The 22,862-nt window shown below is 39.6% G+C and carries 28 protein-coding genes; 15 read left to right on the forward strand and 13 right to left on the reverse strand.

Translation table 11 applies throughout. The features are described 5' to 3' along the window. Positions 1 to 60: 60 nt before the first annotated feature. The 6 genes from lptB to I6F53_RS06845 are packed head-to-tail and all read right to left on the reverse strand — an operon-like array spanning position 61 to position 4,364. Complete coding sequence (lptB, locus tag I6F53_RS06820; RefSeq protein WP_007580304.1) at positions 61 to 786, reverse strand: LPS export ABC transporter ATP-binding protein; 726 nt, start codon at positions 784 to 786, stop codon at positions 61 to 63. Continuing rightward, positions 783 to 1,328, reverse strand: coding sequence for a lipopolysaccharide transport periplasmic protein LptA (gene lptA, locus I6F53_RS06825; protein ID WP_197238989.1), 546 nt, complete (start codon positions 1,326 to 1,328; stop codon positions 783 to 785). Before lptA ends, lptB begins: the two co-directional genes overlap by 4 nt. Beyond that, positions 1,318 to 1,872 (reverse strand): LPS export ABC transporter periplasmic protein LptC, encoded by a 555-nt coding sequence (gene lptC, locus I6F53_RS06830; RefSeq protein ID WP_149593485.1) that lies wholly within the window; start codon positions 1,870 to 1,872, stop codon positions 1,318 to 1,320. The genes lptA and lptC overlap by 11 nt, the downstream gene beginning before the upstream one ends. Next, entirely contained in the window at positions 1,869 to 2,420 is a 552-nt protein-coding gene (kdsC, locus tag I6F53_RS06835; protein ID WP_007580311.1) for a 3-deoxy-manno-octulosonate-8-phosphatase KdsC, read from the reverse strand. The genes lptC and kdsC overlap by 4 nt, the downstream gene beginning before the upstream one ends. After that, positions 2,421 to 3,392, reverse strand: coding sequence for a KpsF/GutQ family sugar-phosphate isomerase (locus tag I6F53_RS06840; RefSeq protein WP_197238990.1), 972 nt, complete (start codon positions 3,390 to 3,392; stop codon positions 2,421 to 2,423). Positions 3,393 to 3,395: 3 nt separating this feature from the next. Beyond that, a complete protein-coding gene (locus I6F53_RS06845) occupies positions 3,396 to 4,364 on the reverse strand; it encodes a calcium/sodium antiporter (RefSeq protein ID WP_197238992.1) in 969 nt (322 codons plus the stop codon). A 255-nt stretch (positions 4,365 to 4,619) separates the two neighbouring features. Between I6F53_RS06845 and I6F53_RS06850 the strand changes: the two genes are divergently transcribed. From I6F53_RS06850 to murA, 7 genes are read left to right on the forward strand one after another with little or no spacing between them, the layout of a single operon-like run. Beyond that, positions 4,620 to 5,435 (forward strand): ATP-binding cassette domain-containing protein, encoded by an 816-nt coding sequence (locus I6F53_RS06850; protein ID WP_182702878.1) that lies wholly within the window; start codon positions 4,620 to 4,622, stop codon positions 5,433 to 5,435. Beyond that, positions 5,435 to 6,214: a lipid asymmetry maintenance ABC transporter permease subunit MlaE gene (gene mlaE, locus I6F53_RS06855; RefSeq protein WP_002957949.1), complete on the forward strand. Its 780-nt coding sequence runs from the start codon at positions 5,435 to 5,437 to the stop codon at positions 6,212 to 6,214. Before I6F53_RS06850 ends, mlaE begins: the two co-directional genes overlap by 1 nt. A gap of 13 nt (positions 6,215 to 6,227) precedes the next feature. Further along, positions 6,228 to 6,776, forward strand: a complete 549-nt coding sequence (gene mlaD / locus I6F53_RS06860) for an outer membrane lipid asymmetry maintenance protein MlaD (protein WP_002957950.1) — start codon at positions 6,228 to 6,230, stop codon at positions 6,774 to 6,776. 5 nt (positions 6,777 to 6,781) lie between these two features. Beyond that, positions 6,782 to 7,462, forward strand: a complete 681-nt coding sequence (locus I6F53_RS06865) for an MlaC/ttg2D family ABC transporter substrate-binding protein (RefSeq protein ID WP_197238994.1) — start codon at positions 6,782 to 6,784, stop codon at positions 7,460 to 7,462. After that, positions 7,455 to 7,748, forward strand: coding sequence for an STAS domain-containing protein (locus tag I6F53_RS06870; RefSeq protein ID WP_197238995.1), 294 nt, complete (start codon positions 7,455 to 7,457; stop codon positions 7,746 to 7,748). Before I6F53_RS06865 ends, I6F53_RS06870 begins: the two co-directional genes overlap by 8 nt. Positions 7,749 to 7,753: 5 nt before the next feature. Next, positions 7,754 to 8,011, forward strand: a complete 258-nt coding sequence (locus tag I6F53_RS06875) for a BolA family protein (RefSeq protein ID WP_002957953.1) — start codon at positions 7,754 to 7,756, stop codon at positions 8,009 to 8,011. 13 nt (positions 8,012 to 8,024) lie between these two features. Then, a complete protein-coding gene (murA, locus tag I6F53_RS06880) occupies positions 8,025 to 9,284 on the forward strand; it encodes a UDP-N-acetylglucosamine 1-carboxyvinyltransferase (RefSeq protein WP_197238996.1) in 1,260 nt (419 codons plus the stop codon). A gap of 258 nt (positions 9,285 to 9,542) precedes the next feature. Here murA and I6F53_RS06885 read toward each other — a convergent pair whose 3' ends face one another. The 3 genes from I6F53_RS06885 to I6F53_RS06895 form a co-directional block, all read right to left on the reverse strand. Further along, positions 9,543 to 10,625, reverse strand: coding sequence for a trypsin-like peptidase domain-containing protein (locus I6F53_RS06885; protein ID WP_165739993.1), 1,083 nt, complete (start codon positions 10,623 to 10,625; stop codon positions 9,543 to 9,545). Positions 10,626 to 10,728: 103 nt separating this feature from the next. Then, on the reverse strand, positions 10,729 to 12,081 hold the full coding sequence (locus tag I6F53_RS06890; RefSeq protein ID WP_165739991.1) for a Do family serine endopeptidase: 1,353 nt from the start codon (positions 12,079 to 12,081) through the stop codon (positions 10,729 to 10,731). A gap of 131 nt (positions 12,082 to 12,212) precedes the next feature. Beyond that, on the reverse strand, positions 12,213 to 12,656 hold the full coding sequence (locus I6F53_RS06895) for a YhcB family protein (protein ID WP_165739989.1): 444 nt from the start codon (positions 12,654 to 12,656) through the stop codon (positions 12,213 to 12,215). Positions 12,657 to 12,791: 135 nt separating this feature from the next. Here I6F53_RS06895 and zapE point away from each other — a divergent pair, with 135 nt between their 5' ends. From zapE to I6F53_RS06935, 8 genes are all read left to right on the forward strand, one after another. Then, positions 12,792 to 13,880, forward strand: coding sequence for a cell division protein ZapE (gene zapE / locus I6F53_RS06900; RefSeq protein ID WP_197238998.1), 1,089 nt, complete (start codon positions 12,792 to 12,794; stop codon positions 13,878 to 13,880). A gap of 283 nt (positions 13,881 to 14,163) precedes the next feature. Continuing rightward, the gene (gene rplM / locus I6F53_RS06905; protein WP_007378318.1) at positions 14,164 to 14,592 is read left to right on the forward strand and encodes a 50S ribosomal protein L13; all 429 of its coding nucleotides are present in this window, start codon (positions 14,164 to 14,166) and stop codon (positions 14,590 to 14,592) included. An 8-nt stretch (positions 14,593 to 14,600) separates the two neighbouring features. After that, positions 14,601 to 14,993 (forward strand): 30S ribosomal protein S9, encoded by a 393-nt coding sequence (gene rpsI / locus I6F53_RS06910; protein WP_024595789.1) that lies wholly within the window; start codon positions 14,601 to 14,603, stop codon positions 14,991 to 14,993. Positions 14,994 to 15,571: 578 nt separating this feature from the next. Next, positions 15,572 to 16,162 carry a ubiquinol-cytochrome c reductase iron-sulfur subunit gene (gene petA, locus I6F53_RS06915; RefSeq protein ID WP_197238999.1) on the forward strand — a complete coding sequence of 197 codons (591 nt, stop codon included), beginning with the start codon at positions 15,572 to 15,574 and terminating at the stop codon, positions 16,160 to 16,162. Continuing rightward, positions 16,162 to 17,427 (forward strand): cytochrome b, encoded by a 1,266-nt coding sequence (locus I6F53_RS06920; protein WP_024609466.1) that lies wholly within the window; start codon positions 16,162 to 16,164, stop codon positions 17,425 to 17,427. Before petA ends, I6F53_RS06920 begins: the two co-directional genes overlap by 1 nt. Next, positions 17,424 to 18,173, forward strand: coding sequence for a cytochrome c1 (locus tag I6F53_RS06925; protein ID WP_166419367.1), 750 nt, complete (start codon positions 17,424 to 17,426; stop codon positions 18,171 to 18,173). Before I6F53_RS06920 ends, I6F53_RS06925 begins: the two co-directional genes overlap by 4 nt. 80 nt (positions 18,174 to 18,253) lie before the next feature. Beyond that, the gene (gene sspA, locus I6F53_RS06930; protein WP_197179451.1) at positions 18,254 to 18,880 is read left to right on the forward strand and encodes a stringent starvation protein SspA; all 627 of its coding nucleotides are present in this window, start codon (positions 18,254 to 18,256) and stop codon (positions 18,878 to 18,880) included. Continuing rightward, on the forward strand, positions 18,880 to 19,317 hold the full coding sequence (locus tag I6F53_RS06935; protein ID WP_197175382.1) for a ClpXP protease specificity-enhancing factor: 438 nt from the start codon (positions 18,880 to 18,882) through the stop codon (positions 19,315 to 19,317). The genes sspA and I6F53_RS06935 overlap by 1 nt, the downstream gene beginning before the upstream one ends. Before the next feature lie 58 nt (positions 19,318 to 19,375). Here the strand turns inward: I6F53_RS06935 and dolP are convergent, their stop codons facing one another. Genes dolP through I6F53_RS06955 form a run of 4 tightly spaced genes read right to left on the reverse strand, consistent with a single transcriptional unit; the run spans position 19,376 to position 22,834 of the window. Beyond that, positions 19,376 to 19,942 (reverse strand): division/outer membrane stress-associated lipid-binding lipoprotein, encoded by a 567-nt coding sequence (gene dolP / locus I6F53_RS06940; RefSeq protein WP_166419365.1) that lies wholly within the window; start codon positions 19,940 to 19,942, stop codon positions 19,376 to 19,378. Beyond that, the gene (locus tag I6F53_RS06945; protein ID WP_002957968.1) at positions 19,935 to 20,528 is read right to left on the reverse strand and encodes an SIS domain-containing protein; all 594 of its coding nucleotides are present in this window, start codon (positions 20,526 to 20,528) and stop codon (positions 19,935 to 19,937) included. The genes dolP and I6F53_RS06945 overlap by 8 nt, the downstream gene beginning before the upstream one ends. A gap of 32 nt (positions 20,529 to 20,560) precedes the next feature. Then, complete coding sequence (locus I6F53_RS06950) at positions 20,561 to 20,932, reverse strand: YraN family protein (protein WP_166419364.1); 372 nt, start codon at positions 20,930 to 20,932, stop codon at positions 20,561 to 20,563. A gap of 24 nt (positions 20,933 to 20,956) precedes the next feature. Further along, the gene (locus I6F53_RS06955; protein WP_197239001.1) at positions 20,957 to 22,834 is read right to left on the reverse strand and encodes a penicillin-binding protein activator; all 1,878 of its coding nucleotides are present in this window, start codon (positions 22,832 to 22,834) and stop codon (positions 20,957 to 20,959) included. Positions 22,835 to 22,862 lie beyond the last annotated feature (28 nt).

Below are 22,862 nucleotides of genomic sequence, written 5' to 3' on the forward strand. Positions count from 1 at the left end.
ACAATCCTTTTATGTTGTTATAATTAATACTAGCAGATGCTTAAAGACATGGCGTAAATGTTACAGCCTAAATTGCTCGCCTAAGTAAACATCGCGTACTGTTTTATCATTTAATACGTGTTCTGGAGTACCTGATGCAATCAGCTCCCCATGAGAAACAATGTAGGCTTTTTCACAAACATCAAGGGTTTCTCTTACGTTATGATCGGTAATCAATACACCAATCCCACGATTTTTGAGATGTTCTATTATTTTCTTTATATCTAATACCGAAATTGGGTCAACACCTGCAAATGGTTCATCCAATAATATAAATTTAGGATCGGCTGCCAGCGCACGTGCTATTTCCACGCGGCGACGTTCGCCACCCGATAATGCCATACCTTGGCTATCACGAATGTGTTGTATGCTAAATTCATCTAATAATTTATCGAGCGTGTCTTCTCGGGCTTGTTTATTTAGCTCTTTGCGTGTTTCTAAAATAGCCATTAAGTTTTGATAAACAGTCAGCTTTCTGAATATTGAAGACTCTTGTGGTAAGTAGCCAATGCCTAATCTAGCACGACTATGCATAGGTAAAAGAGTAATATCGTTATCATCGATAGAAATTTTACCTTTGTCGCTAGGTACAAGTCCTACTATCATATAAAAAGTGGTAGTTTTACCTGCGCCGTTAGGGCCAAGTAAGCCAACAATACTGCCAGCTTTGACTTCAAGGCCGACGTTTTTTACAACTTCACGGCCTTTATAGCTCTTTGCTAATAGCTCTGCTTTTAATGTGCTCATGGTTGACCTTTGTCGCTTTTTTTACTTTTTTTAGTCTCGATTGGTACTAAAATTGTGTGAACGCGGTCAGTTGAGTTTTCATCTTTTTCGGCACTGATTAGCTGCTGCTCTATATCGTAGGTAATGCTTTTAGCATTTATTTTTTGTCCCGCTTGCGATACTTGTGCATTACCAACAAGCGTTAAAAAACGCTTAGATACATCATAACGTACTTCGTCAGCACTGGCGCTCATAGTCGTGCCATCTGATTGCTTTTCTTCAAAGTGCGCAGGGCTACCTGTAGCAATTAATAATTGTTTATTATCGCCAAGTTCATCGCGTTTATGTACTTCTAAGCGGTCTGCTGTAATTCGGCGATTACCATGAATAATCTCAACGTTTTTCTCAAAAATACCCACGTTAGCTTTTAATTGGCCTTCTTGCTTATCGGCGCTTATTGAAATTTGATTTGCAGCCGGTAGCGAGTTTTGCTCTGCAGCATTACTATTAAACGCCAGTATAAGTGCAGGAATAATAAGTGATTTTAATATTTTATTGGTCATAATATATGGTTCGCGTATGGTTAATTAGTTTTATCACTTCGGTTTTTAAGTCGGCTTCTAGGCCTTTACCAGTGATTTTTAAATTGGGTCCAGTAATGATAACGGGTTGCTCCGAGCGCATTGTTAATAGCTTTATATCTACCTGAATATTATCAGCATTGATTTTGTCTATCATGGCGTTATCGGTTAAGTTTTTGGCAACCACATTACCTTCTAAAATTAATTGTTTGTCTTCGTATAATGTTGCTTCGTCTGCATTTATTTGCCACGTTTGCTTTTCGTTATATAAAGTAAAAATGGGTTTTTCAAAAAATGTAAAACCTAATTGTTGGTATAGCTCCATTTTAGCAGCAGTTACTTTGTGGCTAATTTTACCTTGCTCGTCATAGGCTGTTTGTTTGAGTTCAATGGCTATGTAATCAGGCTTGGCAATAACTTCAGGCTCAGCCTGAGGTGCAACATTAGTTTGTGTAAAATAAGGGTACCAAAGCCAAACCATACAGCTAATGAATAAAACGCTTAATATTATGCGCGCTGCATTCATGAACTAGTGCCTTGTGTAGTCAATGCTTTACCATTTTCAAGCATGAGCAAGTCGGTGAGCTCTCTTACTGCACCAAAGCCGCCAGGCATTTGCGTTACATAGTGTGATAAACGTTTAATAAGTGGGTGGGCATCATTTACTGCAACAGCAAAGCCGACTAATTCCATAACGGGCATGTCAGGACCATCATCACCGATATAAGCAATTTGTTCATCGCTAAGGTTGAGTTTGTCTTTTAATTCTTGATAGGCAATGAGCTTATTTTCTTGGCCTTGATAAATATGCTGTACGGTTAAGCTGCTCATACGTTGTTGCACTATTTGTGAATGACGACCAGTAATTACAGCAACTTCAAAGCCACTGTTTATAAGCGCTTTAATGCCAAAACCATCTTTTGTATTAAACGCTTTTAGCTCTTCACCTTGATTGCCAAGATAAATACGGCCATCAGAAAATACACCATCAATATCGCATATAAGTAGCTTTACTTTTTTAGCGCGTGCTTTTGCATCATCGCTCAGCGGTTGATAGAGTTCTTCAAATTGCATTTATAACACTCCTGCTTTTAATAGGTCTTGCATGTTCAATGCGCCAATAGGCTGATTTAGCTCATTGACAACGATTAAGCCATTTATACGTTTGTGTTCCATAATATTAAGCGCTTCAGCGGCTAAAATATCTTGCGTAGCCGTAGTACATGACTTGGTCATAACAACATCTATTTGAGTTGTATGAATATCTATTCTTTGTTCTAAAATGCGGCGTAAGTCGCCATCAGTAAATAGTCCCACGAGCTGCTGATTTTCATCAACAATGGCTGTCATGCCTAAACCTTTAGCAGACATTTCAATAAGGGCGTCTTTAACTGTTTGTGAAACGTTAATAATAGGTGTATTTACGCCGCTGTGCATAACATCTTTTAAAGTGAGTAATAAGCGCTTGCCTAAACTACCACCTGGGTGAGATAACGCGAAGTCATCAGCAGTAAAGCCGCGAGCTTCTAATAATGCAACTGCCATGGCATCGCCCATCGCAAGCGTTGCAGTGGTACTTGATGTAGGAGCTAGACCCAATGAACAGGCTTCTTTTTCTACTTTAATACACACATGTACATTAGCAAGGGTCGCCATGGTTGATTGCGTATTGCCAGTCATCGATATCATTTTGGCACCAAGTCGTTTTAAAACCGGAATGATATTTAAAACTTCGCTGGTCTCCCCTGAATTAGAAATAAGCATAACCACGTCATTTTTAGTGATCATCCCTAAATCACCATGACTTGCTTCACCAGGGTGAACAAAAAATGCTGGACTGCCAGTGCTTGCAAGGGTTGCCGCTATTTTATTGCCAATATGACCTGATTTACCCATACCAATGACAATAATACGGCCTTCGCAGTCGTACATTAATTGGCACGCGTTATGAAAATTTTCATCTACATATTGTGCAATATCACTAAGTGCTTGGCGCTCAACATCTAAAACGCGAAGGCCTTGTTCAATAAAATTTAGCGTTGCCATCATTTACCCTACTTGACTAAAAATATACCCTTGGTAACCCAAAAACGCTATTAGCAATAAGCCGCCTTCTACTCTATTGATACGTTGGGTGCCTCTAAAGTTCAATGACATAATAATTAGGGCAAGTGTTGCGCCAATCATAATTAATACGTCTCGGCTTACTAATGATGGGTCAATGGCAGAAGGGTTAATAATACCGGCAAGTGGTAATACCGCTAGAATATTAAATATGTTTGAGCCAACAATATTACCTAGTGCTAAATCATCTTCATTTTTAAGTACACCTGCAATAGAAGCGGCAAGTTCTGGCAAGCTAGTACCAATGGCAATAATCGTTAAACCAATTACTAGGTCGCTTAAGCCGAAGTATTTAGCAATATCGACAGCCGAACCTATTAAAAAATGAGAGCTAACAGGTAGGAGTATCATGCCGACTACCAACCAAAATACGGCTTTTTTTGTAGGTACATTGCTAGGTACGTCGTCACAGGCTTCTGAGACAAATGGGTCATCTTGGTTTTTTGCACGCATAGATACAATAATTAGCCCACCGATGAATACAATAAAGCCAACTAAAAGCGCAACACCTTCATTAAATGAAAAGTAGTTATCTGAGAACACATACCAAGTAGCTAAAGATACGAGCATCACTAATGGCATTTCACGTTTTAATGTACTTGATGAAACTGAAAGAGGGCGAAATAAAGCTGTGATACCTAACACAAGTAAAATGTTTGTAATATTAGAACCAACAGCATTACCAACTGCTGTGTCGGTTTTATTAGCCAAAGCGGCAGAGGCTGAAACCATCATTTCGGGTGCTGAAGAGCCCATAGCTACCACGGTTAAACCAACAATAAGTGTAGGTACACCAAAGTTTTTAGCAAGAGCCGCAGCGCCATAAACAAACCTGTCTGCACTCCAAACAAGAGCTGCAAAACCAAGAATTAAAATAACAAACGAGGTAACCATTGTGTTAAGCCAGTTATACAAAATACGGATGGCGCGAATAGTAACAAAAGCCAAGATGAAAGTATAAATAAAAGAGTAAGGTCAACTACGTAACAATGCTGCTTTTAAACAGCTAATTTAAAAATTTAAGCCGGGGTTAAGCTGTTTTGAGCGAGTCTTATAATCCTTTTCATGGGTGTATTACAAAATCTTACGAATTGTTTTTTCCATCTTTGACAAAAAAGCTTTAAAATAGGTGCACTAGTGAACATTTTTATGGAGAGCGACTTGTCGCAATCAATAGTAGAAGTCAAGGATGTTAGCTTTTCGAGAGGCAATAGAACCATATATAAAAATATGAGTTTTAGCGTTCCTAAAGGTAAAATTACTGCGATCATGGGGCCAAGCGGAATTGGCAAAACCACTATGTTGCGTTTAATTGGTGGTCAGCTTAAACCAGATTCAGGTGATATTTTATTTGAAGGTGGCAGCATTCCTAAAATGTCTCGCAAAGAGCTATACGAAGCACGTACTAAAATGAGCATGCTTTTTCAAAGTGGTGCGTTGTTTACTGATATGTCGGTATTTGACAATATTGCGTTTCCTATAAGAGAGCACACAAAGCTAAGTGAAGACCTTATTCGATTAGTTGTATTAATGAAATTACAAGCGGTTGGACTGCGTGGCGCTAAAGATTTAATGCCCTCTGAGTTATCGGGTGGTATGGCAAGGCGTGCTGCACTTGCGCGCTCTATAGCGCTTGATCCTGAGCTAATCATGTACGATGAACCATTTGCAGGGCAAGATCCTATTTCGATGGGCGTATTGGTTAAGCTAATTAAATCGCTTAATGAGGTATTGGGTTTATCGTCTTTAATTGTGACACACGATGTGACGGAGGTAATGAGTATTGCCGATCACGTTATAATTATCGCCGATCAAGGGGTAATTGGTTGTGGTACTCCTGATGAAATGCGCAATCATGAATCTCCTTTAGTTCAACAGTTTTTAAAAGGCTTGTCGGATGGTCCAGTACCATTTCATTTTCCGGCTCAAGCTTATGCAGATGAACTGCTTGGAGAAAAAGCATAATGTTGGATTTATTTCAAAAGCTAGGGCATAAAACGCTAGGACGTTTTGCGGCTCTTGGCCGTTCGGCTTATATGCTGTTTAGTGCGCTAGCGCATGTTCCTAATTTTAAAAAAGGCACACCGTTACTTGTTCGCCAACTTTATATGGTCGGTTCGCAATCTTTGCTGATTATTATGGTGTCGGGTTTGTTTATCGGCATGGTGTTGGCTTTACAAGGCTACACCGTATTAGTTGGTTATGGCGCTGAGGATAGTTTAGGGCCGTTAGTGGCACTGAGTTTATTGCGAGAGTTGGGCCCAGTTGTTACTGCATTACTATTTGCAGGGCGCGCAGGTAGCGCATTGACTGCTGAAATTGGCTTAATGAAAGCAACAGAGCAACTTTCATCACTTGAGATGATGGCAATCGACCCGCTAAAACGAATTATTGCACCGCGCTTTTGGGCTGGCTTTATAAGCATGCCATTGCTTGCCTTAATATTTTCAGCCGTAGCAATCATAGGCGCTCACTTAGTGGGTGTAGATTGGCTGGGAGTTGATACAGGTAGCTTTTGGTCAATCATGCAATCACAAGTATCGTTTCAGCAAGACATACTAAACGGTATTATTAAGAGTTTTGTATTTGCCATAGTGGTGACCTGGATTGCACTTTATAAAGGATATGATTGTGTGCCGACCTCTGAAGGGATCAGCAAAGCAACCACCGAAACGGTTGTTCATTCGTCATTAGCAGTTTTAGGTTTTGACTTTATTTTGACAGCTGTAATGTTTACCAGCTAATAGGGTATAGATAATGAATTCACGGAAATTAGAAATTTTAGTTGGTTTTTTTGTAGCACTTGGCATTTTAGCGTTTGCGATGCTTGCACTTAAAGTTGCCAATTCAGGTATTAGTGGCTCTGGCGAAACATATACGCTTAATGCCAAGTTTGAAAACATAGGCTCGTTAAAAGCACGTGCACCTGTAAAAGTAGGTGGTGTTGTAATTGGTCGTGTTGAATCAATTTATGTTCACCCACAAGAGTTTTTACCCGTGGTAAATATGACCATTGATGCGCAGTACTTATGTCGTTTTTCAGACACAAGCTCAATCTCTATTTTAACGTCGGGTATTTTAGGTGAGCAGTACTTAGGTATTCACCCTGTAATTTCTCCAGATTCAGCTAAGCAACGTTGTTTAGGCGAAACAGTGACTGAAAACAAGCAAGATGAAGCAATTGACGATTTATTTGGTGTAGAAAGTAAAGCACTAGGTGATGGCGATTCAATTACTGATACTAAGTCTGCCATTGTACTTGAAGAATTAATCGGGCAGTTTTTATTCAACCAAGGTAGTGAGTAATTATTATGTTGAAAAAGTTTTTAGCTATTGTAGCAATTGGCACTATGACGCTAACTCAAAGCGTAAGTGCAGCAGATGTGAAATTAATCGATCCGAACAAAATGGTACGCCAAGTTGCCGATAATACATTCGCGCGCATTAAAAAAGATCAGCCATTAATTGTTAAAGATCAAGAGCATCTTCGCGTAATCGTTGAAGAAGAATTAATGCCTTATATTGATTACAAATATGCAGCACTTCGTGTATTAGGTAGCGAGGTATCTAAAGTACGTGCCATTACCGACGAAGCTGAAAAAGCCAAAGCAATTAAAGAAATTCAGCGCTTTATTGGTGTATTCAGAGAGTACTTAGTAGCTACTTATGCCGGTGTGTTTACTCAATATACAAACCAAAAAGTTGAGTTTAGTGCCGAGCAAACATTTAAAGGTAAAGATGTCGTTGTCGTTAAAACCAAAATTATTGAAGATGGTAAACCTGATATCAGAATCGATTTTAAAGTACGTGAAGACCGTGACGGTGAATGGCGCGCGTACGATATGATTGCTGAAGGCATTAGTTTACTAGATGCAAAACAAAGTGAACTACAAGGTATTTTGCGTCAGCAAGGTATTGATAATGTAAGTAACCTTTTAGAGCAAAAGAGTCAACTACCAGTTCAGTTTAGAGGCAGTAACTCGAATGACTAAATTGGCAATAAGCCAAGTTGATGGACAACATTTTCGAGTAAGCGGTGAGCTTACTCGAAATTCAATTGGCGATGAACAGCTTCTGAACAACAAGTTATTAACTAAGCATAAAATCATCTATTTTGACCTAAGTGAGGTATCTAGGGTTGACACAGCGGGCTTAGCTTGGTTAATTCACTCTTTTGCAGAATTAAAGCAGCAAGGCATTCGCCTTGAGTTGCAAAACCTACCTGAGCAATTGCAAAATTTAATGCAATTAGGCCAGGTTACAACCCTATTTGAGTGAGAGTTATGGAAACTAGCCAAGTCGAAACATTATTACGCGAAGAACTTCAATTAGCTGAAGTACATGTAAAAGCCAATGGTAGCCATTATGAAGTTGTTGCAGTAGGTGAATGCTTTGACGGTTTAAGCCGAGTTAAAAAGCAGCAGCTAGTTTATGGCCCATTAATGAATACAATTTCAGATGGCACAATTCACGCAGTATCTATTCGTGCATTTACTCCTGTAGAGTGGAAGCGTGAACAAAAATTTATTTTACCGCAATAAATAGGGCCTCTTAATGGATCAATTTGTAATTCAAGGTGGCACTTCACTTGCTGGTGAGGTGACTATTTCAGGCGCTAAAAATGCCGCACTTCCTATTTTGTTTGCTTCATTATTAGCTGATGGGAAAAGTACATTTTCTAATGTACCGCGCCTTCGCGATATAGTGACTACTGAAGCCTTATTAAAAACGTTAGGTGCTGATGTTAATTGGCACGGCGATACGCTAGTGATTGACGGCGCAACGGTTAATAAAACATTAGCGCCATACGACTTAGTAAAGCAAATGCGCGCCTCAGTGCTTGCGTTGGGTCCTTTGGTTGCACGTTTTGGTGAAGCTCAAGTGTCTTTACCTGGTGGGTGTGCTATTGGTGCTCGCCCTGTTGATATACATATTCAAGGTTTGGAGCGCATGGGCGCACAAATAAACGTTGAAAATGGTTATATTAATGCCAAGGTAAGCGGTCGCTTAAAAGGCGCTGAAATCTTTATGGAAATGGTAAGCGTAGGCGCTACCGAAAACCTATTGATGGCAGCAGCCCTCGCTGATGGTAAAACCATACTTGATAATGCTGCACGCGAGCCCGAAATAATTGATTTAGCTAACTGCTTAATTGCTATGGGCGCTAAAATTACGGGTGCTGGCACTAGCCGCATTGAAGTTGAAGGCGTTGAGCGTTTAGCAGGATGCGAGCACAGTATTTTGCCAGATAGAATTGAAACAGGTACGTTTTTAGTCGCAGCAGCAATGGCCGGCGGTGAAGTGCTTTGTAAAAATACTGACTTTCATTCCCTTGAGCCTGTGATTGAAAAATTACGTGCAACTAATGCACACCTAGAGGTGCATAACGACAGTATTTATCTTGATATGCGCGGTCGTGAACTTAGAGCCGTAAATATTAAAACAGCTCCACACCCAGGTTTTCCTACCGATATGCAAGCTCAATTTACAGCATTAAATGTAGTAGCAAATGGTAGTGCGACTATTACAGAAACGATTTTTGAAAACCGTTTTATGCATGTACCTGAGTTGCAGCGCATGGGTGCTAATATTCGTTTAGAAGGACATACCGCAATTTGTGGTGAGACTGAGAGCCTAACAGGTGCGCAAGTGATGGCAACCGATCTACGCGCTTCAGCTAGCTTAATCTTAACGGGTATAGTGGCACAAGGTGAAACGGTTGTTGACCGTATTTATCACGTTGATAGAGGCTATCAACGCATTGAAGATAAGCTAAGTGCGTTGGGCGCAAATATTAAACGTCGAAGTAGTTAAATAGATAACTAGTTAAGCTATTTTAAAAAGGTCGGATACGCAAATTGCTATCCGACCTTTTTATTGACGATTTATGCAGGTTGGTATTATACCAATTCCAATAAATAGCTGATCTATTTTACTTGCTAAAACAACCCATTTATTTGTTGTCAATTTCGTAAAGGGAACAACCATTTACATCAATTTACGCCTAGAACTGAATTGTTTTTTCGGTATAAAATTCAGATCACATACTTAATGGAATTGGTGTTTTTTTTATTAAAGCTTTGTTTCAAGCTCTGCGACAGTCACCATAATCTTTTCTATTTTACCATTCCGGTAAAGCTCAAATTCTATTTCTTTACCGGGCTCTGTATTACCTATTTCTTCAAGCACTTTTTGTGGATTTGCTACCGAAAGCCCTGCAATTTTAATAACAATATCTTGCTCTTCAATACCGGCTTGCCATGCAGGACCTAAAGGGTCTAAGTTCGTAATGCGCATGCCAGTAACCGGGGTTAGACTGTCGTTTACTTCTTTGCCTGTGCTATCTACTGCAGTGCCTTCAAAGCCTAAATAGCCACGTACAACGCGACCATGACGAATGAGTTTACTCATTACTTTTTTAGCAAGGGAGTAAGGCACCGCAAAGAATATCCCTTGAATATTTAAGTTTTCACGCGTTTTAAACTGCGCAGAAGTAATACCGACTAAATCACCATTGGAGTTAACTAATGCGCCGCCAGAGTTGCCCACGTTAATAGCCGCATCCATTTGTAATAAGTTATTGTACGGACTGTCTGTAATTTTTTGCTTACCCGTTGCGCTAATGATGCCTTGGGTGATTGTTTGGCCTAAGTTAAGCGGGTTACCTATAGCAAGTACCACATCGCCTACACTTGATACATAGCTATCGTTTACTGGAATTACCGGAAGGTGATCTGCATTTATTTTAAGTAAGGCTAAATCAGTAATGGTATCAAAACCAATTAGCTGCACATCAAAAAAACGTCGACCATCGGTTAAAATAACCATAATTTGATCTGCGTTATTAACAACATGGTAGTTAGTAAGAATATAACCGTCTTGCGACATGATGACGCCAGAGCCTAGCTCTTGTACCGTGTTTTTTCTTTTATAACGGGGTTCTTTGGAAATGCTTTCTGAAAAAATAGTAACCACAGAAGGGGCCGCTCGTTTAACAGCGTCAGAAAAGCTCAGATGACTCGCACTCATAGCGCTTGGTAGGGGAACATTTGGAAGTAAAGCTGCTCGCATATTAGGGCTGAAAAAAACCACTAAAAAAGCAATACTTAGGCCTGCAAATAAAGGGGGAAGAATAAATTTTATTAGTTTAAGCACGATTTTCTTATTATGTAAGTGAGCAATCTCTTTATGATGACATAAAAAAAATAACAGCGGCAAGTGCCACTGTTACTTTTATTACACTAAATAGTGCTATTTATTACTGAATTAAAATAAATATAGACTCACGACCACGTTGCACGCCAAGTACGATATTACCTTTTGTACTGTCGATGATTTTATTCATGTCGCGAATCGTTTCTACTCGTTGGCGATTCACTTGCATAATAATATCACCTTCTTCAAGGCCAACACGGGCAGAAGGTGAGCGAGGATCTACTGAAGTAATCTCAACACCTTTGTTACTGTTTTTTTGCACGTTTTCGAGCTCTGCACCTTGGAATGCGGGGTGTAGTTCTTCGCCTGTTGCTGTAACACCAGATGCGCCATCAAGCGTTACTTTTACTGTTTTAATTTTACCATCGCGGTAAATACCTAGTTTTATCTCACGGCCTTCACCTAGCGTAGCAATTTTGCTGCGTAGTTCGTGGAAACCACTAATATCGCCACCGTTAATACTAACAATAACATCACCAGCTTCAATACCAGCTTTACTTGCGGCAGTGTCATCCATTACTTGCATTACATAAGCACCTTGTTTCACATCAAGTTGCTGTGCTTTGGCAAGTCCTGCATCAAGTGGACGACCAGAAATACCCAGCGAGCCACGACGTACTTCACCATGCTCAATAATTTGATCAACTAGATTTTTCATCATATTAGATGGAATGGCAAAACCAATGCCCACGTTACCACCAGAAGCACCTAAAATAGCGGTATTAATACCAATCAACTCACCATTTAAGTTAACGAGTGCACCGCCAGAGTTACCTTGGTTAATAGCAGCATCGGTTTGAATGAAATCTTCGTAACCTTCAATGTTTAAACCACTACGACCAAGCGCACTAACAATACCAGAGGTTACTGTGTGACTAAGTCCAAATGGGTTACCAATCGCAACCGCGAAGTCGCCTACGCGTAAGCTATCGGAGTTTGCGAGTTTTATTTCAGTTAAGTCATCAGCGTCTATTTGTAAAAGAGCGATATCAGACTCTGTATCGGTACCAATTTTAGTTGCTTCAAATTCACGTCCATCTTCAAGGGTAACCACCATTTTTTCGGCGTCTTGAATAACGTGATTATTAGTCACTACATAACCTTCATCGGCATCAATAATAACTCCTGAACCCAGGCCACTAAATTGGCGTTTTTGGCTACGAGGCTGCTGTTGTCCAAAAAAGTATTCGAGTGGATCTGCACGGCGGCGTACTTCTTTAGAGCCTGAAACTTGGATACTGACAACACCAGGAGATATTTTCTCTAGCATAGGGGCTAGAGTGGGTAGTTGTTGACCATTTACTGCAATTGGCATTTTTGCATAAGATGCTACAGGGCTCATTAATAAGCTTGTAGATAAAATAGCTGCGCTGATAAGTGATAATTTCATTTTCATAGTCAGGGATAACTCCACTTAAGATAAAGCAAAAACCAAAAAGGGCTACTTTGCAGCAGCCCTTTTTGGTTTGTTAAGATAAAACAACAAAGCTGTTATATCTAAAGACTATGGGGTCTAAAAAAAGTTCATCAAGATGCTTTAGAATGTTCTGAAACTTTATTTTGACCAGCAAATAAACCAGATTCACCCGATACGTAATCAGCTGGTTGTGCTTCTGCAGAAGAACGGTCTGAACGACGCTCTTTTAAAGATGCTTGTAATTGTTCTGTTGTTTCTTTAGAGAAATAAGGTTCTGCTGGTGCTTTATTTCTATCTTCTAAAAGAAGCTGGTTTGTGTCCTCAACATGACTAAGCAGTTGGTCATAGTTCTCTTTCATCTTATTTACGAGCTTACCTGTATTCGCTAAATGATCAGCGACATCTTGGCGATACTGCTCAAGCGCGCTTTGTGCTTGTTCAGCTTGCTCTTTTAGTTCATCTTGCTTGAATTGTTTTTTAGTAACAAATGCACCAATAAAAAATGCTACAACAGCAACAATAACAATTAAACCTACCCACATAACTGTGCCCATAAAAACTACCCCTTTGGGAAAATAACTAACGAATGCTTGATTCAATTATAAATCATATTAAGTGTAATATACCCCGAGTTAAGATGCGTGTTAATATGCTTTACAAATTAAACTGCGTTTTTACTGTAAATAGATATGACTCCTTGGCAAACATACCAACAAGATTTGAAGCGAGATGACTTTGTACATGACGCAGCGCAAGAAAATGCTGTGCGCCATTTACAACGCCTATACGATGACTTAACTCAGGCAAAGCCAGCACCAAAAGGTTTTTTTGCTAAGTTATTTAACAATGATGAGCCAACGCCTATTAAAGGTTTGTACTTTTGGGGCGGAGTAGGGCGTGGTAAAACCTATTTAGTTGATACTTTTTACGAATCACTGCCGGGCACACGTAAAATGCGAGTGCATTTTCATCGGTTCATGCATCGAGTCCATAACGAGCTTAAAAAATTAAACAACATGGCTAATCCATTAGAAAAAATAGCCGACACTTTTAAAGCTGAAACAGACATCATTTGTTTTGATGAATTTTTTGTTCAAGACATTACCGACGCCATGTTACTTGGTGGTTTAATGGAAGCGCTATTTGCTCGCGGTATTGTACTTGTTGCTACCTCTAATATAGTGCCTGATGATCTTTACAGAAATGGCCTGCAACGTGCACGCTTTGTACCTGCTATAGAACTGGTTAAGCTTAATACAGAGATAGTTAATGTAGATTCAGGTATTGATTACCGGTTACGCACCTTAGAGCAAGCCGAAATTTTTCATAGTCCGCTGGATGAAGATGCAGATAAGAACCTATTTGAATACTTCGATAAGCTATCGCCAGAGCCTGGGCAATTAGATGAGCCTATAGAAGTAGAAGGACGCCTAATCAAAACACGCAAAGTAGCTAAATGCGTTGTAATGTTTGAATTTAGTGAGTTATGTGAAACGGCACGTAGCCAAGTAGATTACATGGAGATTAGCCGTTTATATAATACGGTTATTATTTCTAACGTAAAACAGTTAGGCCAAACTAATGATGACGCAGCTAGGCGTTTTATTGCTTTAGTAGATGAATTTTACGAGCGTCATGTAACTTTAATTATATCGGCCGAAAAGCCTATTACCGAACTTTATACTCAAGGTAATTTAAACTTTGAATTTAAGCGCTGTATAAGCCGCTTGCAAGAAATGCAGTCTTTAGAGTATTTAGCTAGAGAGCACTTAGTTTAAATAAGTAGGCAAAAGTGTAATAGGTCGGCCATTAAAAATAAGAAGTTTGTACATAGTACTTCTTATTTTAAAATTTCTTGTGGAAAAAACAACCGGGAGTAGCAATGTGTTTTAAGTGCTGGTATACTCCCGCGTCTGCCACGTTGCGTTCTATGCCCTCATATAGTCTAGCCACTTGTGAGCGGCGCAAAAGTCTAAAACTCGAAGGGGTTATAGCAAACTTAGAGCAGTAGTTAATATTAACTACTTGTGGTTTTAATTGAAAAACATTGGATTTTTATAAATGAAAACGTTTGTTGCTAAACCAGAAACAGTAAAACGTGACTGGTACGTAGTTGACGCTGAAGGTAAAACTTTAGGTCGCATCGCTACTGAAATCGCTCATCGCCTACGCGGTAAGCATAAAGTTGAATATACACCGCACGTAGATACTGGTGATTATATCATCGTTATCAACGCTGAAAAAGTTACTGTAACTGGTAACAAATTCAAAAACAAAGTGTACTATTCACACTCTGGTTTTCCAGGTGGTCTTAAGTCTACTACTTTTGATAAACTTCAAGCTGCAAAGCCTGAAATGATCATCGAGAAGGCTGTTAAGGGCATGTTGCCACGTGGTCCTTTAGGCCGCGCTATGTACCGTAAACTTAAAGTTTACACAGGTACTGAGCACAACCATGCTGCACAACAGCCTCAGGTTCTAGACATTTAAGGAGCACCATCATGGCAAATCAATACTACGGTACAGGTCGTCGTAAAAGTTCAAGTGCTCGCGTATTCTTACGCCCAGGCACTGGTAACATCGTAATCAACAAACGCTCTCTAGAAGAGTATTTTGGTCGCGAAACAGCACGCATGGTTGTTCATCAAGCTCTAGAGCTAGTTGATATGACTGAAAAATTTGACCTTTACATCACCGTTTCTGGTGGTGGTACAACTGGTCAAGCTGGTGCTATCCGTCACGGTATCACTCGTGCACTTATGGAGTTTGACGAGTCATTACGTCCACAACTTCGTAAAGCAGGTTTTGTTACACGTGATGCACGTAAAGTTGAACGTAAGAAAGTGGGTCTTAAGAAAGCGCGTAAGCGTCCACAGTTCTCAAAACGTTAATCTATACGTTATCAAGAATTCAAAAACCCAGCTTATGCTGGGTTTTTTGTTTTTAAATCAAAATGTTTACATTTGCAACTTAATGCGATTTTTCAATATCACTGCCATACTTGGTTATTGCAGCAATTAATGATGATCAAATTAATTAATAACTGCGTATTAATTAAACGAAAGTTAAAAAACACTCAGATAGCTGCAAAAAAGTTAAATAATTATCGTAATTAGTTTAAATCCATCAGTTAATTGGTGGAATTTTTTGCTACAATTGTCCGGTAAGTAAAATGAGCGGTTTAACAACACTATGTACAGTTTTTTACTGTTTCTTCTTAGTGGTGTTGATCTTGGTCAGTATATTGTTTTTACAGAAGCGTTATTATAGTCGTTCGGCTTTATTCTCGAGCTAGCTTAATCAAATTTTTGATCAAGTCAGATTTATGAGCATGGGGCTTTGAATAACCTTGTTTTAATCAAGGGTTTTAATTATGATCGCTTCTATTTTAAAAATTTCGAATAATTAACCTGCTGTAACTGATGTTCTCAATATAGCAAGTGTTGAGAATCATAGTGGAGATAAGTGGATGAGCAATGCGCCTGTAGACAATGGCCGACGTCGCTTTTTAACCATAGCTACCTCTGTTGTAGGTAGTGTTGGTGCGGCTGGGGCTGCTGTTCCTTTTATTGCGTCTTGGAATCCAAGTGAGCGAGCTAAATCTGCGGGTGCGCCTGTAGAAGTAGATATCAGCAAACTTGAGCCTGGACAATTAATACGTGTCGAGTGGCGTGGTAAACCTGTATGGGTTGTATCACGTACCCCAAAAATGCTTGAGCAAATGAAAGAACATGAAGGTCAACTTCGTGATCCGCATTCGCAAGAGCCACAACAATTAGAATCATCAACAAATGATTACCGTTCATTACGTCCAGAGATCTTTTTGGCTGTAGGTATTTGTACGCATTTAGGGTGTTCACCTGGCTTTTTCCAAGGTAACTTTAGTGAAAAAGTTGAAGGAACCGATGATGGCTTCTATTGCCCGTGTCATGGTTCTAAATTTGATATGGCTGGCCGTGTATTTCAATCGGTACCTGCTCCATTAAACTTAGAAATACCACCTTATACTTTTCTTGATGAGACCACTATTTTAGTGGGCGAAGAAAAAGGGGCAGCCTAATGTTTGGTAAGATTATTGGTTGGATCGACGACCGTATCCCAATGACACGTGTTTGGAACATGCATATTGCACAGTATCCAGCACCTAAAAACTTTAACTTCTGGTACTTTTTTGGCTCATTAGCCATGTTAGTACTAGTAAACCAAATACTAACTGGTATTTGGTTGACGATGAACTTTGTTCCATCTTCTGAGGGCGCATTCGCCTCAGTAGAGTACATCATGCGTGATGTACCATATGGCTGGTTACTACGTTACTTGCACTCAACAGGTGCATCAGCGTTTTTCATCGTTGTATATATGCATATGTTCCGTGGCATGATCTACGGTTCTTATCAAAAACCGCGTGAATTACTGTGGTTATTTGGTATGTTTATTTTCTTAGCGCTAATGGCTGAAGCATTCATGGGGTATTTATTACCATGGGGGCAAATGTCGTTCTGGGGTGCGCAGGTAATCATTTCATTATTCGGGGCGATTCCGGTAATTGGTGATGACTTAACACTTTGGATCCGTGGTGACTATGTAATATCTGGTGCAACGCTTAACCGCTTCTTTGCATTACATGTAATTGCACTACCACTGGTTATTGTAATCTTAGTTTTCTTACACATTGTTGCTCTACACGAAGTGGGTTCAAACAACCCTGAAGGTATTGAGATTAAGCGTAAAAAAGGCTCTGTAGCTGAAAAAGATAAGCCTAAATTTAAATTTCACGAGTATTACACTGACAAGAAAGATATTGTTGATGCGATACCGTTCCACCCTTACTACACAGTTAAAGATATTGTGGGTGTGGTTGGTTTCTTAATATTGTTTTGTTGGGTTGTGTTCTTTATGCCTGCGATGAATGGCTTCTTTTTAGAAGGTCCAAACTTCGAGGCAGCTAACCCACTTAAAACACCTGAGCATATTTTCCCGGTTTGGTACTTTACGCCATTCTATGCAATCTTACGTGCAATCCCTGATAAGTTAATCGGTGTTGCAGCGATGGGTGCATCGATTGTGGTACTTGCGTTACTACCTTGGGTAGACCGTGGTAGAGTTAAATCGGTTCGTTACCGTTGTGGTTTCCATAAATGGAACATTGCAGGTTTTGTTGTAACTTTCGTTCTTCTAGGTTGGGTGGGTGCAACTCCACAGACTGATCTGAAAACGATTATTTCTCAAATCTGTACTGTGACTTACTTTATGTTCTTCGTACTGTTATTTGTATACAGTAAGAACGAAAAAACTAAGCCATTGCCAGAGAGGTTAACGAAATGATGAAAAAGCTTATTATTGGTTTATTTGCTTTATCAGTAAACTTGTTACCTAACATGGTTATGGCAGCAGGTCCGTCGGTTCCTTTAATGGAAGCGAATAATGACCTTACTGATCAGGCATCTTTACAACGCGGTGCAAAGTTGTTCATGAACTACTGCCTTGGTTGTCACCAAATGCAGTATCAACGTTATGAACGTACTTTTCGTGATATCGGCATTCCAACAGAAGTTGGTTTAGAACAGTTGATTTTTGACGGTTCTAAAGTAGGTAGCCATATTACAAATGCGATTAAAAAAGACGATGCAGCAAAATGGTTTGGTGCGGCTCCGCCGGACTTAACACTAATTGCTCGTGTAAAATCACCAGATTATATTTACACGTACTTAAAATCGTTTTATAAAGATGAATCTCGCCCGTTTGGTGTTAACAATATTGTTTTCCCATCGGTAGGTATGCCTCACGTTCTTCAAGAACTACAAGGTTTACCAACGCCTATCACTAAAGAAGTAGAAGAACATGGTCACACTGTGACCAAAGTTATTGCTACTGAAACAGATGGTTCGGGTGAATTAAGCGTAGATGAATATGACCATGCGGCTCGTGATTTAACGAACTTCCTTGAATACGTGGGTGAACCTTCACGTCTTGAATCGGAAGCGCTAGGTATTAAGGTAATTGGATTTTTAATCATCCTATTTATCTTGGCATTTATGCTTAAGAAAGAATACTGGAGAGATGTTCATTAAGTTGAACATTTTTAAAGGTAATTTTGCAATAGGGGCTTAAGCCCCTTTTGCTGTTTTAGTTATTTAATGGAGGTATAGGCATGGCCGTAGCTGCCAATAAGCGCCCTGTAATGACCCTTTTTTCTGGTGCTAACTGTATGTATAGCCACCAAGTACGTATTGTACTTGCGGAAAAAGGTGTAAGTGTAGATATTCATTTGGCTGAAAAAGATAATTTGCCAGAAGCACTTCACGAAATTAACCCTTACGGTACAGTGCCAACACTGATTGACCGTGAGCTTGGTTTATACCAGGCAAACATCATCATGGAATACCTTGATGAGCGTTTTCCTCATCCTCCACTAATGCCTGTTTACCCGGTAATGCGTGGTCGTAGCCGCTTAATGATGCATCGTATTGATAAAGATTGGTACAGCCTAGCTGACAAAATCAGTAACAATGCATCAGATGCTGCTCAAGCTCGTAAAGAGCTAACAGAAGCATTACTTGCTGTAGCACCTATTTTTAGCGAAGCACCTTACTTTATGAGTGAAGAGTTTAGCTTAGTAGATTGTTATTTAGCTCCACTTTTATGGCGTTTACCAGAGTTTGGTATTGAGCTTAATGGTGCAGGTTCTAAAGAACTTAAAGAGTACATGATCCGTTTATTTGAACGTGAGTCATTCCAAGCCTCTTTAACTGAAGCTGAGCGTGAGATCCGTTTATAATGACGCCTAATCGTCCTTATTTATTACGTGCTTTTTTTGATTGGATAGTCGATAACGAGTGTACACCGCATTTAGTGGTAGACGCTGGATTTGCAAATGTACAAGTGCCAACACAATTTGTTCAAGATGGACAAATTGTTTTAAACATAAGTCCATCAGCGGTCACACAGTTTTCGTTAGACTTAACCCAACTTAGCTTCAATGCGCGCTTTGGTGGTCAGCCAATGCAAGTGTATGTACCTCTAGGTGCTGTGCTTGCAATATACGCGCGTGAAAATGGCGAAGGAACAGTCTTTACCGCAGATGAGTTTTTAGAGGACGAAGACGATTTTGTGCCAGAACTTGAAAGTGTTGATTCATCAGCTGAGTTTATTGATGAAACGCCACTAGAAAAGCCTGAGAAGAAAAAAGGCTCACATTTACGCGTTATTAAATAATAAGTAAATGCCAAAAAAAACCGCTTAATAAGCGGTTTTTTTATGTTTGTGTTTAACTTTACATATATTCAAACACTTTAATTACACGCTCTACGCCTGATACATTACGGGCTATATTTACCGCCTGGGTAGATTCAGAGTCAGATACTAAACCCATTAAAAACACTTCAGCGTTTTCTGTAACCACTTTAATATTATTACTGCTAATGTCTTTCGCTGTTAGTAGCTGAGCTTTTACTTTAGAAGTAAGCCAAGAGTCGTGAGTTTGTGTAGTAATGCCAATATTTGAGCCAATACGAATTTGGTTATGTATTTTACGAATGCCTGCAACGCCCTCAATGGTGCGCTGGGCTTCGTTTCTCATTTCTTCATTAGCAACTTGGCCAACAAGTAAAACAATACCATTAACGCTTACAGCGCTTATATTGGCAAACTTTTCAAGACGTTCTACTTCGCTAAGTGCAATACTGGCTTTTATTTCAATATTGTTGTCGTCAATTTGAGAGCCAATGGTACGGCGGTCGTTCGCTGCAGTTACTGCACTGGCTGTACCTGCAACAACAGCGGCTGCGCAACCTTGCAGTAATACAACAGTACCTAAAACAATAAGAGAGCGTTTAAACATAATTTTCATCCTGAGGGAAAAGCGTTAAATCAACCAGTTCGCTTAAACAATGTAAGTTAACTAAATGGGATTCGATAATGCGGCTAGGGCGTTTAGATGGAGATCTAATTTCAACATCATTAGGCCCAAGTAGGCCAACCAACTCGCCACCATCATCACCAACCATCACTATGACCTTCATATCTTTAGTTAGTGCAGCTTCAACGGCTGAAATAACATGTTTTTCGTTACCGTTAATAGCCAGTACCAGCAATAAATCGCCTTGCTGGGCAAAAGCGCGGACTTGACGAGCAAATGTATCGTGATCGTCTACCTGAGTACTTTGTCCAAGGTTAACGTTTTCTTGCGATAGAGCAATTGCAGGTAAGCAGGGGCGTTCGGTTTCATAATGATTAACCAATACACCGGCCATATGCTGTGCGAGCATGTGGCAATTTGCAGTACCGCAGCAAATGAGTTTATTTCCGTTGATCAGACTTTGTGCAATAGTAAATGCAGCTGACTCAAGTGCACTCGGTAGTACTTCACCCGCAGCGATTTGAACTTGAATGCTCTCTGTAAAAATTTCTTTAATTGTATCTTGCATAGCCTACCAATAATTTATCTTTGTATTTGTGTTTAAAATACATTTTTCAGCCAATTAATATTAGGAGATGCTTCTCCTGTAATGGCTACATAATCAATTCTTAGTGCTTGGTTAGTCAAATTTTTAGCTGCTAAGTAATGATAAATACTACGTTTTAATCGAGCTTGTTTTTGTGGACTAAGCGCATAGTTGGCGCCGCCCCTTGCATTATTTTTGCGAAACTTAACCTCAATAAATACAAGGGTGTTGCCTTCTTTCATAATGACATCAAGCTCACCAAAGGGGCAGTAATAATTACGTTCAATAGGCGTTAACCCTTGAGTAACTAAGTATTTTTGCGCTTCAAGCTCATAATACTGGCCTTTTTCGCGACTATTGTGCCATAGCTCTTTAAACCACGACATGCCGCCCCCTCAACTTAATTAAGTTTAATTTATAGTTTGCATCTCACTTGCTGATTGCATAAACAATGGCACAGGACGCTGTGTTTTTAATTGCACGGGTTCAATACGGCGATTTGTGTATTGAGCCCAGTCAAGCATACGCTCTATATGACCGCTTGTATTAACTGATAATTTTCCGCTTAAACCACTGTATTGATTACCTGGCATTACGCTTAACTGCCTAATATCAGGTAATATAGAGACTGCATCGTATGCCATAGCAAATAAGCGTTGGCTAATATCTACTTGTTCTGGCCATAACGAATCATATTGCTGGCGTAAATTATGCTGTTTAATTTGCGAATCGAGCATCCACGGCAATTCAGTGAAGTATAGGCCGTCTAAGTCGCCTTTGTCAGTACTGTCAATTTGTTTACTGTGGCTTTTAGAGCTGGCGTAAAGTGGAATGCGATCTGCAAATGTACTTACGTTTACATCAAGATAAGGTTTAATTAAGCGTGTTTCTATTGCATCACCTAAAATATAAATAACATCAATATCACTGCGTGAGCGCGTTTCATTTTCTACTTCTTGTCTAAATAATGCCTTAACCGTTTTTATGCGATCTTTTGATTTATCTACTTCCAGCAAGCTTGTAATCGTGTTTGGCATATCTTTTTTATCGTTATAAAAACCTATTTGCGGCTTAGTTTCGCTATAGCGTTGCCACTGCAAGTTAAAGTAATCAACAAGACGTTGCCCGTTAGCGTTATTAGGTGCAAGTAGCATCGGCTTTTGGTAACCCATTGCTAAAAAGTGCTCTAGGGCTTGTTCTACTTCGTGTTCAGGATTTAGTGCAAAGTAATAATGCTGAAGCGAAATGCGTTCACCATCAAAGGTGTTTAAATGTAGTACTGGCGTATCGATAAACGTTTGCGCATTAGCTAGTTTATCTATATTTGCTTTAAGTAGAGGGCCAATTACAAAATCAGGCTTTATTTCTTCAAGTTGTGCTGCAATTTCTTCTGTACTTAAGTTTTCATCAATAAAAATAGTGTCGTTGATATTTTGCGTATCAAGCGCAGCCAATACACCGGCTTTAAGCGCATCACCTAAACGTTCGTTAGGTCCTGACTGCGGGAACAATACAACTAAGCGCTCTATATTCAGAGGCGCAAATTCAGTAAGCATTTCATCTTGTTTAGGTAAAACACTAAAAGCGGGGTGCCCAATATAGCGTCTTCGCCAATTATTGATTGCTTGATCTAACTCTACACCGCTACCTGCATATACTTGATGGTATAACGCTAGGTTAGTCCAGCCTTGCTGAATAACCGAGCCACGGTTAAAGCGCTCAAGCGCATAAGAAGAGAGCTGTTTTAAGTTATCCCATAAACTTTGATTAAGCTGAGGGATTTCTATGTTGTTTTTTGCTGCTGTTTCAGAGGCTCTAAAAAAGTAGGGTGCTGCTTTTTTAGGAAAATTTTGTGATGCGTAAATAGTGGCAGTTAAAAACTGGTGCCATGCAAAATGCTCAGGTTGAGTAAGTTGTCCGTCTAGCGATTGTAAAATCACTAAGGCTTGGTCATTTTTATTTTGTTGTTTTTGTGCAAATGCAATATAAAGACGGTTTTGAATTTGATCAACACTTGCGGTTAATTCAAGCTCATTTCCAATTGTCTCTAATAAAGGCCAGTTTTGCTCACTAATTGCAGCATCACGTGCACTATACAGTAATTGTATTTTATCGGCACCTTGGCGGTTTTGCGCCAATTGATAGATAGATTGCGCACTGGTTGCCTGATTTTGCAGTGCATTAGTGCGGTTACTTACGTTATCGCTGTTTTTAGTTGGTTTTTCGGTTGTGCTACACGCCGATAACCCTGACAATATAATTAATAGACTAACTAGTTTAAGTCGCACAAATGATTTCCCAATACGTTAACGCGAT

Origin of the sequence: Pseudoalteromonas sp. SWN29 (assembly GCF_015864465.1) — a bacterium.
GTDB lineage: Bacteria > Pseudomonadota > Gammaproteobacteria > Enterobacterales > Alteromonadaceae > Pseudoalteromonas.

Coding starts and splice junctions, on each gene's coding strand:
- I6F53_RS06925 (WP_166419367.1), top strand. CDS start 17,424: ATGATGAAAAAGCTTATTATTGGTTTATTTGCTTTATCAGTAAACTTG.
- lptC (WP_149593485.1), bottom strand. CDS start 1,872: ATGAATGCAGCGCGCATAATATTAAGCGTTTTATTCATTAGCTGTATG.
- I6F53_RS06875 (WP_002957953.1), top strand. CDS start 7,754: ATGGAAACTAGCCAAGTCGAAACATTATTACGCGAAGAACTTCAATTA.
- lptB (WP_007580304.1), bottom strand. CDS start 786: ATGAGCACATTAAAAGCAGAGCTATTAGCAAAGAGCTATAAAGGCCGT.
- I6F53_RS06920 (WP_024609466.1), top strand. CDS start 16,162: ATGTTTGGTAAGATTATTGGTTGGATCGACGACCGTATCCCAATGACA.
- petA (WP_197238999.1), top strand. CDS start 15,572: ATGAGCAATGCGCCTGTAGACAATGGCCGACGTCGCTTTTTAACCATA.
- zapE (WP_197238998.1), top strand. CDS start 12,792: ATGACTCCTTGGCAAACATACCAACAAGATTTGAAGCGAGATGACTTT.
- murA (WP_197238996.1), top strand. CDS start 8,025: ATGGATCAATTTGTAATTCAAGGTGGCACTTCACTTGCTGGTGAGGTG.
- I6F53_RS06895 (WP_165739989.1), bottom strand. CDS start 12,656: ATGGGCACAGTTATGTGGGTAGGTTTAATTGTTATTGTTGCTGTTGTA.
- sspA (WP_197179451.1), top strand. CDS start 18,254: ATGGCCGTAGCTGCCAATAAGCGCCCTGTAATGACCCTTTTTTCTGGT.
- mlaE (WP_002957949.1), top strand. CDS start 5,435: ATGTTGGATTTATTTCAAAAGCTAGGGCATAAAACGCTAGGACGTTTT.
- I6F53_RS06840 (WP_197238990.1), bottom strand. CDS start 3,392: ATGGCAACGCTAAATTTTATTGAACAAGGCCTTCGCGTTTTAGATGTT.
- kdsC (WP_007580311.1), bottom strand. CDS start 2,420: ATGCAATTTGAAGAACTCTATCAACCGCTGAGCGATGATGCAAAAGCA.
- I6F53_RS06850 (WP_182702878.1), top strand. CDS start 4,620: ATGGAGAGCGACTTGTCGCAATCAATAGTAGAAGTCAAGGATGTTAGC.
- I6F53_RS06865 (WP_197238994.1), top strand. CDS start 6,782: ATGTTGAAAAAGTTTTTAGCTATTGTAGCAATTGGCACTATGACGCTA.
- I6F53_RS06870 (WP_197238995.1), top strand. CDS start 7,455: ATGACTAAATTGGCAATAAGCCAAGTTGATGGACAACATTTTCGAGTA.
- I6F53_RS06845 (WP_197238992.1), bottom strand. CDS start 4,364: ATGGTTACCTCGTTTGTTATTTTAATTCTTGGTTTTGCAGCTCTTGTT.
- I6F53_RS06890 (WP_165739991.1), bottom strand. CDS start 12,081: ATGAAAATGAAATTATCACTTATCAGCGCAGCTATTTTATCTACAAGC.
- mlaD (WP_002957950.1), top strand. CDS start 6,228: ATGAATTCACGGAAATTAGAAATTTTAGTTGGTTTTTTTGTAGCACTT.
- lptA (WP_197238989.1), bottom strand. CDS start 1,328: ATGACCAATAAAATATTAAAATCACTTATTATTCCTGCACTTATACTG.
- rplM (WP_007378318.1), top strand. CDS start 14,164: ATGAAAACGTTTGTTGCTAAACCAGAAACAGTAAAACGTGACTGGTAC.
- I6F53_RS06935 (WP_197175382.1), top strand. CDS start 18,880: ATGACGCCTAATCGTCCTTATTTATTACGTGCTTTTTTTGATTGGATA.
- I6F53_RS06950 (WP_166419364.1), bottom strand. CDS start 20,932: ATGTCGTGGTTTAAAGAGCTATGGCACAATAGTCGCGAAAAAGGCCAG.
- I6F53_RS06945 (WP_002957968.1), bottom strand. CDS start 20,528: ATGCAAGATACAATTAAAGAAATTTTTACAGAGAGCATTCAAGTTCAA.
- dolP (WP_166419365.1), bottom strand. CDS start 19,942: ATGTTTAAACGCTCTCTTATTGTTTTAGGTACTGTTGTATTACTGCAA.